Below are 12,142 nucleotides of genomic sequence, written 5' to 3'. Positions count from 1 at the left end.
ATGATGCGCTGGTTCGCCGGCGCGTTCTCTCCATTGCCCAACCATTTGGACGGACTGTTTATTGTCTTCGGACCTGCGAAAACCGCTTCTGGGTCGTCAGAAAAAAAGCGCCGGTATCAACCGGCGCTTTTCCGTCATTACGCTTCTGTCTGTGCTTGCCGTTCTGTCGATCGGTGGCCTGTCCATCTACACGGCGCTGTCGCCCGGTAATCTGCAGAAAACGGCGGCCGGACCGGATGGACAGCCGCAGCTTGCCGAAAAGGCCCCTGAAAAGGCCCAGGTCGATGTGCCTGCTGCTGGTGACACCGCCGGGCTGCAGCCGCAAAGCGGTCGCTCCGGCGCCAATATCAATCGGGCGACTTTGCCCGATGGTAATGTCGTATCGGTTTATTCTCCCCGGCCCCGTGACAGTGACGGCCCTGTGCTGATGAGCGGCCAGACCTATGGCCAGGATCCGCGCATGGCGACGCGGCCCAATGAGGAGCTGCTGGAGGAAACCACCTTCGGTCAATTGCCCGTTGTCGGCACGGATGGCCTGCGGCCGATGGAGCAATATGCGCGGCCATGGTCCGGCGCACGCGGCACCCGGGTGGCAATTGTGGTCGGCGGTCTCGGTCTCAGCCAGACAGGTTCGCAAAAGGCGATCCGGGATCTGCCGCCGGAGGTAACGCTTGGTTTTGCCGCCAGCGGCAACAGCCTGCAGCGCTGGATGCAGGACGCGCGCCGTGAGGGGCATGAGATCCTTCTGCAGATACCGCTGGAACCCTTCGGTTATCCCGGCACCAACCCCGGTCCTGACACCTTGCTGGCGGGCGACCCTGCCAAGGTCAATATTGACCGGCTGCATCGCTCCATGGCGAAAATCACCAATTATACCGGCGTCATGAATTATCTTGGCGGGCGTTTCCTGGCCGAACAGTCCGCGCTGGAGCCGGTCATGCGAGATATCGGCAAACGTGGATTGCTGTTTCTGGATGATGGCTCCTCGGCGCAGTCGCTGAGCGGCGGGATTGCGAAAGCCATTTCCGCGCCGCAGGGTTTCGCGGATGTTCTGCTTGACGGTGAAGTCACCGAAGCCTCCATTCTGCGTAAGCTGGACGATCTGGAGCGGATTGCGCGCCGCAACGGCCAGGCGATCGGGGTGGCCTCGGCATTCGATGAGAGCATTGCGGCGATCTCGAAATGGTCACGCGAGGCTGGTGGGCGCGGCATCGAGATTGTCGGCATTTCTGCGCTTGTTTCTGGGCAGGCGGGGCAGTAAACCTTGCCTGCGTCCGTTTCCGGCGCTGAGACAGTGCGGGTTTCCCATGACAATCAAAGCAGAAGATTTGCCTTACCGTCCCTGTGCGGGAATAATGGTTTTGAACGCTCAGGGCCTCGTCTGGGCCGGCCGGCGCATCAAGGAGGGCAACTCCGAATATGATGGCTCGCCGCAATTGTGGCAGATGCCGCAGGGTGGCATCGATGATGGCGAACGGCCTTTGACGGCTGCCATTCGTGAACTCTACGAAGAGACGGGCATGAAGACTGTGACCCTGCTTGCGGAGGCGAGCGACTGGATTCACTATGATCTGCCGCCCGAACTGATCGGTATCGGCCTCAGGGGCAAATATCGCGGCCAGGCGCAGCGCTGGTTCGCGTTCCGCTTTGAGGGTGATGAAAGCGAAATCCAGATCGATCCGCCGCCCACCGGACATTCGGCCGAATTCGACGCCTGGGACTGGAAGCCGATGGAAAGTCTTCCGGAACTGATCGTGCCCTTCAAGCGGGCGGTCTATGAAAAGGTCGTGGCAGAGTTCCAGCACCTTTCCGGCAAATAAAAAAGGCGGCCAAGGCCGCCTTTTTCGTTCTGGCGCCAGTGCTTATTCCGCTTCGTTGGCAGAATCGGCGTTGAGCTGGCCGTATTTTTCCGCGCCGATCTTGCCGAGCAGCTCGAGCTGGGTTTCGAGGAAGTCGATATGGCCTTCCTCGTCGATCAGCAGGGCTTCGAACAGCTTCATGGAGACGTAGTCTCCAGCCTCGGAACAGATATCACGCGATTTCTTGTAGGAAGTCCGTGCGTCATATTCGCCAGCCAGGTCGGCTTCAAGCACTTCCTTGACGTTCTGGCCGATGCGCAGCGGAGCCAGAGTCTGGAGGTTGGGATGACCTTCCAGGAAGATAATACGATCAATGATCTTGTCGGCGTGCTGCATCTCTTCGATGGATTCGGCACGCTCCTTCTTTGCGAGCTTGGTGAAACCCCAATCATTCAGAAGCCGGTAGTGAAGCCAATACTGGTTTACTGCACCGAGTTCTAGAAAAAGGGCTTCGTTAAGCCGCTCGATGACTTTTGTGTCGCCTTTCAATGTCCGCTCTCCTGTTCTCTTCATGGAATCGCTTCAAGCGGGACATAAAATCAAAAACATCGGCCTCAGTCGAGTGGCGACGGGCGTGATATTCTTCCGTGGTTTTGATGATCAGGTCGACAACGGTCGGAAAACAGCCGCAGCAGCGACCGCGTTTTTCCATGGCATGATACACTTTTGCAGGAACGATAAGCTGCCAACAGTCCTCATCGAGGAGTTCGTTGATGACGTCCCGGATATCGTGATCGGTAATGTAATTGCAGCTGCAAACCAGCATGATGGACTGCCTGTATGACGCAACACGTTGTTTTCATTCTTAAACCAAAACAGGACAGCAAATGTCAAGAAAAACCTCCAATAGTGCGACGGCAAGCTCTCTAGACTCGTTCTAAACTATACGAAAACCCTCGTATTTTCATTGGTTTAGCAGTTGCTTATTGCGGTATTCTGCGTTCAAGTTTTTGTGCGCAACAAAATATCCAGCATCATTATCACGAAAATTTTACCATCGGCGTCCGGCCGGATGGTGAGGACGGGCTGTCTCAGGCGAAATATTGCCCGCCATTGGCTGTCATCGTGGAGCCGGTGATGAAACCCGCCTCGTCCGACACGAGAAACAGGACGCAACGCGCGATTTCTTCCGGTTCACCCAGGCGTCCGACGGGAATTTGCGGCACGATCCGTTCCGCCAGAACCTTTTCCGGTATCGCCCGCACCATCTCCGTGCCGATATAGCCGGGGCAGATGGCATTGACGGTGATGTTGCGGCTGGCGCCTTCCTGGGCAAGCGCTTTGGTGAAGCCGATATCACCCGCTTTCGAGGCGGAATAATTGACCTGTCCCGCCTGTCCTTTCTGGCCGTTGATGGAGGAAATGTTGACGATGCGGCCGAAGCCGCGCTCGCGCATGCCCGGCCAGACGGGGTGTGTCATGTTGAAGACGCCGGTGAGGTTGGTGTCGATCACCTCTCGCCATTGCTGCGGCGACATCTTGTGAAACATCGCGTCGCGGGTGATGCCCGCATTATTGACGAGCACTTCGACCGGTCCGAAGGTTTTCTCAACCTTCGTTATGCCGTCGACGCAGGCGTCATAATCGCGAACATCCCACTGAAACGCCGGGATGCCGGTTTCTTTCTGGAATGCTTCGGCCCTGTCCGTCGTGAAGGCGTAGTTGACGGCCACGCGGTAGCCGGCTGCCTGCAGGGCGCGGGCGATTGCAGCACCTATGCCGCTCGTCCCGCCGGAAATCAAAGCAACCCGGCTCATATCGGCCTCCATGACCTGTCAACGAAGCGCCTCAACATGCTAGCGCTCCCAACTATTGCGGAACTCGTTCGTTGTGCTCAACGGCCATAGAAATACGGCCAATGGGAGGCCGCTTCTACCCTATTGTCTGGCGAATCGGAATTGCTTTTGGGAAGCCGTTCGAGGGTTTTTAGAGCGCCTCGATGCACATGGCGACACCCATGCCGCCGCCGATGCAGAGCGTTGCGAGACCCTTCGACACGTTGCGGCGACGCATTTCGAAAATCAGGGTGTTCAGGACGCGAGCGCCGGAAGCGCCGATTGGATGGCCGATGGCAATCGCCCCACCATTGACGTTGACGATGTCAGGGTTAAGGCCCAGCTCGCGCACGACCGCGCAGGATTGGGCGGCAAAGGCCTCGTTGGCCTCGACAAGGCCGATATCGTTTATCGACCAGCCGGCTTTGGCCAGCGCCTTGCGGGAGGCGGGGATGGGACCGGTGCCCATGATCTGCGGATCAACGCCGGCCGTTGCCCAGGAGGCTATGCGCGCCAGCGGTTTGATGCCGCGCTTTGCCGCTTGCTGTTCCGACATCAGAAGCGTGGCGGCTGCGCCGTCATTCAGGCCGGAGGCGTTACCGGCCGTGACCGTGCCTTCCTTGTCGAAGGCGGGACGCAGCTTGGCCATGGTTTCGAGCGATGCGCCATGACGGATATGTTCGTCCGCATCGATGACGATATCGGCCTTGCGGCCCTTTACCGTGAAAGCCACGATCTCGTCAGTGAAGCGACCGGCGTTCTGCGCGGCTTCGGCCTTGTTCTGCGATGCGACTGCGAACTGGTCCTGCTCATCGCGGGAAAGCTGCCATTGGCGGGCGATGTTTTCGGCGGTGATGCCCATCGGGTATCCGTAAAAGGCGTCGGTCAGACCGTCCTTCATCATGGTATCGATCATCTTGAAGTCGCCCATCTTCACGCCGCCGCGTAGATGGGCGCAATGGGGCGCCATGGACATGGATTCCTGGCCGCCGGCGATGATGATGGCCGCATCCCCCGTCACGATCTGCTGCATGCCCAGCGCCACGGCGCGCAGGCCCGAACCGCAGAGCTGATTGATGCCGAAGGCAGTTGCCTCCTGCGGAATGCCGGCCTTCATTGCTGCCTGCCGCGCCGGGTTCTGCCCCTCGCCTGCCGTGAGCACCTGGCCGAGAATGACCTCATCCACTTCATTGGCCGCGATGCCGGCGCGTTCCAGCACCGCACTGATGACGGTGGCACCAAGTTCATGGGCGGGCGTGTTGGCGAAGTGGCCGTTGAAAGAGCCGACGGCGGTGCGCGCGGCGCTGGCAATCACGATTGAAGGCAGGGTCATTTCTCATCTCCTCACATGCGGGCGGAGACTGGCAAAGCTTTCAATACAAGTCAAATGCCGAAAGTTGCTTTAAAAGATGTTGCTAAATCACGTCGGAATCTTTCAAAAAATTGCTGCGCAAAAAACAAACTGTTGCGATGCACAAAACATTTGTCAGACAGCGTATTTTGCGCATACACTTTGCGCCGGGAAGAGCAAGAAAAACAAAAACAAGAAAATACCATCATCGCGAGGAGGCGGGCATGGCGAAACACGACGGCGAAACAATCATTAAAAAATACGCCAACCGGCGGCTCTATAATACCGGCACGAGCACGTATGTGACGCTCGACGACCTGGCGCAGATGGTTAAGCGCGGCGAGGACTTCAAGGTTCAAGACGCCAAGTCGTCTGAGGATATCACCCACGCGGTGCTGACGCAGATCATCGTCGAACAGGAGGCCAAAACCGGCAATACGCTGCTGCCGACGGCGTTTCTGCGGCAATTGATCTCCTACTACGGCGACCAGATGCAGATGGTCGTGCCGACATTTCTCGAACATTCGATGAAAACATTCTCCGATCAGCAGAGCCAGATGCAGGAGCATATGGCCAAAGCTTTCGGTGACGGTTCGCTTGCCCGCAACTTCCAGGCGCCGCTGCAGATGATGGAGGAGCAGATTCGCCGCAACACGGAACTCTTCCGGCAGGCGATGCAGGGTTTTACGCCTTTCGCAATGCCGCAGGCGCCGAAGGAAACCCGCAAGCCGAATGCGTCCGAAATCGATGAGCTGAAGGCGCAACTGCGCGCATTGCAGCAAAAACTCGACCAGCTCTGATCCTGTCTTTCGGGCCGATGCTGGATTGAACAACCGCATCGGCTGCTGCTCCAGACTTTCAGCCTGCCGTTTTCTCCGGCACGCGCAGCAGAAGCAGAAACCCAGCCCCCAGGAACACGATGAGCGTCGCCATGCCGATATGGGCGGAGCCGCTTATAGTGGTTGCTATGGAAAACGACACCGTTGCCATGAAACTCGTGGCGCGCCCGGAAAGCGCATAGATGCCGAAATAACGGCCCGCTTCCGCCACGGTGATATTGCGCGCGAGATAAGAGCGTGACGAGGCCTGGACGGGGCCGAAGGCAAGGCCGATCAGCACGCCATAGAGCAGATAGGCTTTTTCCGCGCCTGTCGCGAAGATGCCGCCATTATCCGCGGTCGATAATTGCACCCAGCCGAACAGGGTGGAGCCCTTTTCCGTGGAGACGATGCCGATGGTGGCCAGCAGCAGCAGCACCAGGCTGATGAGGATGGTGATGCGCGAGCCGAGTTTCTGATCGAGTCGCCCGGCGGCAAAACAGCCCGCGATGGCAACGACATTGAGCAGGATGCCGAAGAGACCGATTTCCATCGTCGCCCAGCCGAACATGCCGGCGGCAAAGGCCCCGCCGAGGATGAGCACGCCATTGACGCCATCCTGATAAAGCATGCGCGCGATCAGGAACCGCAACAGCACGGGGCGGTAACGGAGTTCGCGGAGCGTAATCTTCAGTTCCCCAAGTCCAGAGCGGATCGCGGCTGCAAAGGGCAGACCCTTTTCGGCATCGGGGGTCAACAGGAACATCGGCAGAATGAAGACGAGATACCAGAGGGCGGCAAGCGGTCCGGTTATTCTGGCATCCTCGCCGGTGGCGGGGTCGAGACCGAAAAGCGGTTTGATGCCGGCAATCGTCAGCCCCGTCTGCGGGTTGGCGGCGAGAAGCGTCACCACGGCAATCAGCACCACCATGCCGCCGAGATAACCGAGCCCCCAGGCAAGATTGGAGATGCGTCCGACATTTTGCGGATTGGTCAGTCGCGGCATCATGGAATCGTTGAAGACAATCGAGAATTCCGCGGCGATGGAAGCGAGGATCATGCAGATGATGGGTAGGATGATCGGCGACCCCGGCGCTGCAAACCAGAGGAAAAACAGGCTGACGATCTTGATGACGGCAAAAAAGGCGATCCACGGTTTGCGGGCGCCGGATTGATCGGCGATGGAGCCGAGGATGGGGGAGGAGAGGGCGATGATGATCGAAGAAACCGTCGCCATGTTGCTCCACGTCGCCTGCGCCGAAATTGGATCATCGGTGAGGCGGGCGACGAAATAAGGACCGAAAATGAAGGTGGTGACAACAGTGAAAAACGGCTGCGCCGCCCAGTCGAACATGACCCAGCCCCAGATGCCGCGTTTGGCAACCACTGTTTCCGCGTTCTGGGAGGGGACAGTCATTCATCGTCCTATCGGATAATCGGGAAGTTCGTGATGTTGGCCGTTCACGTCGTTGGTCGCCACCCGGATCGATGACCCGGATGACGTTTTTGAGATTCCGCTCAGCGTGCCTGAACAATATCGCCAAGCAGCCCCGCCGCCACGGTAAGGCGCGCGAGGTTGGTGTCGCCGCTTTCGCTGAGCGCGCCGAGCTCGGAGACGATGCGGTTGACGCGCACGCGGTCAGCCGCATACCAGGCCTGAACCGGGTCTTTTTCCTTCGCATACTCGGTGAGAGCCGAAATGACGATGCGGCGTCTTGATGAGGAAATCTGGTCCTGGCTGCGCAGGAGAGCCAGACTCTCATAATGATCCGCTGGTGTTATGCGCTGGCTGGCATCCAGCAGACGCGCAACACGGAAGGTCGAGGACACGGTGGCGTAGCTTTCGGCGGCGCGGGCAAGCGTTGTGCCGGCACTTTCGGCAATGCGCATGATTTCAGGCACATAAACCAGCAGGGAAAGCGTATCCAGCTCTTCCAGAAGAGCGGAGGGCACGCCTGCTATTTCCGTGACGCCAAGCTCGCGGCGATATTTCGCCGCTGCCGGCGACAGCGTCTTGATCGCGGTTTTCAGACGATCGATCTCGCTTGTCATGTCACCCGTTGCCGCACTGGCGCTGCCGGTTTGCAGGTAAAGCCTGCTTGCATCGGAGAAGATGCGGGTGATCGTTGCATAAAGCCCGTTCTGGACTTGGCCGCCGACCTTGCCGTCAAGTGCATCGACCTCCGCCCAAAGGCGCTTGAGACCGAAACCATCTTCAACAATGACTGCCGCTTTCACGACGTCTGCCGCCAATAGTCCGCTCGCATCGGCGAGTTTCTGCACGAAGCCCGGACCACCACGATTGACGACGGCATTGGCGAGCGCGGTTGCGACGATCTCGCGGTGCAGGCGATGCGCCTTGATATCATCAGCATAGTTCTTCTGCATCTTGGCCGGGAAATAGTCGAGCAGCAGATGCTGGAGATAGGGCTCATCCGGAAGCGGGCTTGCCACCAGCGCATCGAACAGTGTCAGCTTGGCATAGGAGAGAAGCACACCAATTTCCGGCCGGGTCAGCGGTTTGCCGGAGGCATACCTCTCGCTGAATTCGGCATTGTTAGGCAGGGTTTCCACCTTGCGATTCAGCTGCCCTGTTGCCTCCAGCGCACCCATCAGGCGGCCGAGCTCCTCACGGTTCGCCAGTCCCAGCCGCTCCGTCAGCGAGATCGCCAGCGATTGCAGATAGTTGTTGCGCAGCACCAGCTGCGCCACATCAGGCGTCATGGAAGCGAGAAGCTGGTTGCGTTTCGACATCGGCAGGCGACCGCTATTGACGGCGGAAGCGAGTGCGATCTTGATGTTCACCTCGACGTCGGAGGAGTTGACGCCTGCCGAATTGTCGATGGCGTCGGAGTTGCAACGCCCGCCCGCAAGCGCATAGGCAATTCGGCCCTTCTGGGTGATACCGAGATTGGCGCCTTCGCCGATGACCTTGGCGCGCAGCTCCGTGGCGTTGACGCGGATCGGGTCGTTTGCCCTGTCACCCACCTCGGCGTTGGTTTCCACCGCCGCCTTGATGTAGGTGCCGATGCCGCCGAACCAGAGGAGATCGGTCGGCGCCTTCAGAATGGCGGTCATGATCTCGAAGGGTGTGGCGACAGACTTGTCGAGGCCGATGGCGGCCACGGCTTCCGGCGTTAACGTCACCGATTTTTCGGAACGCGAGATGATCATCGCGCCGGCCGAGAGGGTCGAGCGATCATAATCCTGCCAGCTGGAACGCGGCAGTTCGAAAAGCCGCTTGCGTTCGGCAAAGGATTTGTCGGTATCCGGGTCTGGATCGATGAAGATATCGCGGTGATCAAAGGCCGCGATCAGCCTGATCTTTTCCGACAGCAGCATGCCATTGCCGAAAACGTCGCCGGACATGTCGCCCACACCGGACACGGTGAATGGCGAGGTCTGGATATCGGTATCCATTTCACGGAAATGGCGCTTTACCGTTTCCCATGCGCCACGGGCGGTGATGCCCATCTTCTTGTGGTCATAACCGGCGGAACCACCCGATGCGAAGGCATCGTCCAGCCAGAAACCGGCTTCATGGGCAAGACCGTTCGCCGTATCGGAGAAGGTGGCCGTTCCCTTGTCGGCGGCAACGACGAAATAGGGGTCGTCGCCATCCAGCCTCAGTGTATCGGCCGGCGGCACGATGGCGTCGTCAACGATATTGTCGGTGATCGAGAGCAGGGTGCGGATGTAGGTCTTGTAGGCCTCGCGACCGGCATTAAAGACCTCGTCGCGGGAGCCGCCGGCGGGCAGGTTCTTCGGGAAGAAGCCGCCCTTGGCACCGACAGGCACGATGACCGCGTTCTTCACCTGCTGCGCCTTGACGAGGCCGAGCACTTCGGTGCGGTAGTCCTGGCCACGATCCGACCAGCGCAGACCGCCGCGCGCCACCTTGCCGAAGCGCAGATGTACGCCTTCGACCTCGGTGCCGTAAACGAAGATTTCGCGGAAGGGGCGGGGATCGGGCAGGCCATCCAGGTGTTTCGGATCGAACTTGAATGCCAGGAGGTCACGTGGGGTGCCGTCGGCATTCTTCTGGAAGTAGTTGGTGCGCAGCGTCGCATCGATGGCGTTGACGTAACGCCGCAGCGTGCGGTCCTCATCGAGATTGGGGACGCCGCTCAGCGCCGCTTCAATCGCCTTGTGAATCTCCGCGAGTTTCTTCACCCGCTTCTTTTCTTCGATAGACGGATCGAAGCCAGCCTTGAATAGCGCAAAAATATTCCGGGAAATGTCAGGGTATTTATAGAGCGTTTCGGAAATGTGCTCCTGCGAATAAACGATGCCGGTCTGGCGCAGATAACGGGCATAGGCACGCAGCACGGAGACTTCGCGCACGTTCAGGCCGCAGGCAAGGATCAGGCGGTTGAAGTTGTCATTGTCCACCTTACCGGAGAAGGCGGCAAGGAAGGCTTCCTCGAGTTTCGGTCCGTAGTGCGGGAGATCGAGCGTCGTGCCGGCAGCGATTGACAGTTCCATGTCATGCAGCACGATGTCGCGCTTTTCGCCTTCTGAAACGACACCAATATCGAAGGTGCGTTCGCTGATGACGTTGAAGCCGAGATTTTCAAGCAGGGGCACACGGCGTGAAAGCGGCAGGTGGCCGTCACGGTGGAAGATTTTCAGCGACAGCGTGTCGGCCGACTGGTCTTCCTGCTGGTAGAATTCAATGCGGACCGGCTCGCCATTGGCGGCCGCCAGAATGTCCGGCATGTCGCCGATCGCTTCTTCGGGCGTGAAGGCTTCCTGATAGGCCTGATCGACGTCCAGTACCGGCGCGCCCGGTTCGGAGAGGGCGACGAAATGGTCTATCCAGCGTGCCGCAATATCACTGACGGCATCTTCCAGCTTGTCCTGAGCGATGCGCGGCGTCTTGCCTTCCGTGCGGCCGACGATGAAGTGCACGCGGGCGACCGCCCCTTCGGGGAAGGCGGGATAATAGGCGGAGATATGCCCGTCATAAACCCTGCTCAGATAATCGCCGATCTTCTCGCGGACGTAAGAATTATATTCCTCACGCGGCACGAAGATGATGGCGGAGACGAAGCGGTCGAAACGGTCGATACGTGCGAGCACCCGCACGCGCGGACGATCGCTCAGTTCCATGATCTGCTCGATGAAGCGGATCAGAAGGTCGGTCTCGATCTGGAAGAGATCGTCACGCGGATAGGCTTCCAGCGTGTTTTGCAGGATACGGCCGGAATGGCTGTTGGGGTCGAAGCCAAAATGGCGCTCGACGTCGGCGACCTTGGCGCGCAGCAGCGGTATCTGCTTGACCGAGCGCGTATAGGCAGTGGCGGTGAAAAGGCCGACGATGCGCAATTCGCCGATGACATTGCCGTCCTCGTCAAAGCGCTTGATACCGATGTAATCCATATAGGCGCGGCGATGGACTATGGACTTCACATTGGCCTTGGTGACGATGAGGAAATCCGGACCGTCGAGGAAGGCGAGAATTTCAGGGGTTGTCGTCACCGCATTCTTGCCGAGACGCAGAACGCGCACATCCGGGTCGCTGAGGCTGCCGAGACCGACGCCATCACCGCGTTCGATCTTCGCGTTCTTTCCCTTGCCGGAATAGGTGTAGTCGCGCATGCCGAGGAAGGTGAAATTGTCGTTGCGGAGCCAGTTGAGGAATTCGACAGCTTCGGTACGTTCGGTCTTGCGCCGCGACGAGCCACGCTTCGACAATTCATCCAGCGCTTCATCGAGCTTCGCCAGCATCGGCCGCCAGTCGCGATAGGCGGATTGCACTTGTGTCAGCACGAAGCGCAGCCGCTCTTCCAGCGCTGAGGCGGCCTGCGGCGTCAGCGGCGCGATATGCAGCTGGATAAGGCTGATATTCTCAGCGGGATCGTCCTCGGGCTCGGCAAGGCGGTAACCGGCCTGCGCTTCGTCATCGCGAACGAGGATTGGGTGGACCGCCAGATAGAGACCGCGATAGCTGCTGGTGACTTCGCCCATCACGGAATCGTAAAGGAAGGGCATGTTGCGGCCGATAATCGTCAGAACCGTGACTGGAATATCCCGCGGCGAAACGCCTTCCACCGTGGTGATGCTGATGTGGGGCGCATCCCCGGTCCAGTGCGAAAGCGCCTCGAAACTGTGAGCCGCACTCGCTGCCAGCATCTCCGCGGAATAATATTCTATATCGTCGGCACTTGCCCTTCCATAAAGAATACCTGGATCAAGAAATTGGACATTTTCGGCAATTGCCTGCTGGCGCGCTTTTTCGATCTGTTTTTCGCGTTTTGGATTGTTTCTGTAGCCCATTTGACGTGGATTCCTCCAAAAATCACACTTTAATATAAAAAAGCACCGCCAATTTACGGA

Annotated in this window: 9 protein-coding genes; 3 read left to right on the top strand and 6 right to left on the bottom strand. The window is 58.8% G+C overall.

What is annotated here, in order from left to right:
• Window positions 1–61: 61 nt before the first annotated feature.
• Window positions 62–1,261 carry a divergent polysaccharide deacetylase family protein gene (locus GSF67_RS13050; protein WP_006310961.1) on the top strand — a complete coding sequence of 400 codons (1,200 nt, stop codon included), beginning with the start codon at window positions 62–64 and terminating at the stop codon, window positions 1,259–1,261.
• Window positions 1,262–1,307: 46 nt separating this feature from the next.
• Entirely contained in the window at window positions 1,308–1,820 is a 513-nt protein-coding gene (locus GSF67_RS13045; protein WP_010972555.1) for an RNA pyrophosphohydrolase, read from the top strand.
• Window positions 1,821–1,862: 42 nt separating this feature from the next.
• Here the strand turns inward: GSF67_RS13045 and bfr are convergent, their stop codons facing one another.
• From bfr to GSF67_RS13025, 4 genes are all read right to left on the bottom strand, one after another.
• Complete coding sequence (gene bfr / locus GSF67_RS13040; protein WP_006310955.1) at window positions 1,863–2,348, bottom strand: bacterioferritin; 486 nt, start codon at window positions 2,346–2,348, stop codon at window positions 1,863–1,865.
• The gene (locus tag GSF67_RS13035) at window positions 2,314–2,625 is read right to left on the bottom strand and encodes a bacterioferritin-associated ferredoxin (RefSeq protein WP_006310953.1); all 312 of its coding nucleotides are present in this window, start codon (window positions 2,623–2,625) and stop codon (window positions 2,314–2,316) included. Before GSF67_RS13035 ends, bfr begins: the two co-directional genes overlap by 35 nt.
• Window positions 2,626–2,890: 265 nt before the next feature.
• On the bottom strand, window positions 2,891–3,616 hold the full coding sequence (gene phbB, locus GSF67_RS13030; RefSeq protein WP_035214733.1) for an acetoacetyl-CoA reductase: 726 nt from the start codon (window positions 3,614–3,616) through the stop codon (window positions 2,891–2,893).
• Between the two features lie 169 nt (window positions 3,617–3,785).
• On the bottom strand, window positions 3,786–4,967 hold the full coding sequence (locus GSF67_RS13025; protein ID WP_006310951.1) for an acetyl-CoA C-acetyltransferase: 1,182 nt from the start codon (window positions 4,965–4,967) through the stop codon (window positions 3,786–3,788).
• Window positions 4,968–5,209: 242 nt separating this feature from the next.
• On the opposite strand from GSF67_RS13025, the gene phaR reads away from it, so the two are divergent.
• Window positions 5,210–5,785 (top strand): polyhydroxyalkanoate synthesis repressor PhaR, encoded by a 576-nt coding sequence (gene phaR / locus GSF67_RS13020; RefSeq protein WP_003520279.1) that lies wholly within the window; start codon window positions 5,210–5,212, stop codon window positions 5,783–5,785.
• A 58-nt stretch (window positions 5,786–5,843) separates the two neighbouring features.
• Here the strand turns inward: phaR and GSF67_RS13015 are convergent, their stop codons facing one another.
• Entirely contained in the window at window positions 5,844–7,220 is a 1,377-nt protein-coding gene (locus GSF67_RS13015) for an MFS transporter (protein ID WP_006310948.1), read from the bottom strand.
• Window positions 7,221–7,321: 101 nt separating this feature from the next.
• Window positions 7,322–12,082: an NAD-glutamate dehydrogenase gene (locus GSF67_RS13010; RefSeq protein WP_006310947.1), complete on the bottom strand. Its 4,761-nt coding sequence runs from the start codon at window positions 12,080–12,082 to the stop codon at window positions 7,322–7,324.
• Between the last annotated feature and the right edge of the window lie 60 nt (window positions 12,083–12,142).

It is taken from the genome of Agrobacterium sp. CGMCC 11546, from assembly GCF_013365515.1.
Classification (GTDB): domain Bacteria; phylum Pseudomonadota; class Alphaproteobacteria; order Rhizobiales; family Rhizobiaceae; genus Agrobacterium; species Agrobacterium fabrum.
The sequence above is the reverse complement of the archived record's forward strand: the minus strand, read 5'-3'. Positions and strand labels throughout refer to the sequence as shown.

What these genes read in the sequence shown, in the direction of transcription:
- GSF67_RS13045 (WP_010972555.1), top strand. Translation starts at nt 1,308, where the DNA reads ATGACAATCAAAGCAGAAGATTTGCCTTACCGTCCCTGTGCGGGAATA.
- GSF67_RS13035 (WP_006310953.1), bottom strand. Translation starts at nt 2,625, where the DNA reads ATGCTGGTTTGCAGCTGCAATTACATTACCGATCACGATATCCGGGAC.
- phbB (WP_035214733.1), bottom strand. Translation starts at nt 3,616, where the DNA reads ATGAGCCGGGTTGCTTTGATTTCCGGCGGGACGAGCGGCATAGGTGCT.
- GSF67_RS13025 (WP_006310951.1), bottom strand. Translation starts at nt 4,967, where the DNA reads ATGACCCTGCCTTCAATCGTGATTGCCAGCGCCGCGCGCACCGCCGTC.
- phaR (WP_003520279.1), top strand. Translation starts at nt 5,210, where the DNA reads ATGGCGAAACACGACGGCGAAACAATCATTAAAAAATACGCCAACCGG.
- GSF67_RS13015 (WP_006310948.1), bottom strand. Translation starts at nt 7,220, where the DNA reads ATGACTGTCCCCTCCCAGAACGCGGAAACAGTGGTTGCCAAACGCGGC.
- GSF67_RS13010 (WP_006310947.1), bottom strand. Translation starts at nt 12,082, where the DNA reads ATGGGCTACAGAAACAATCCAAAACGCGAAAAACAGATCGAAAAAGCG.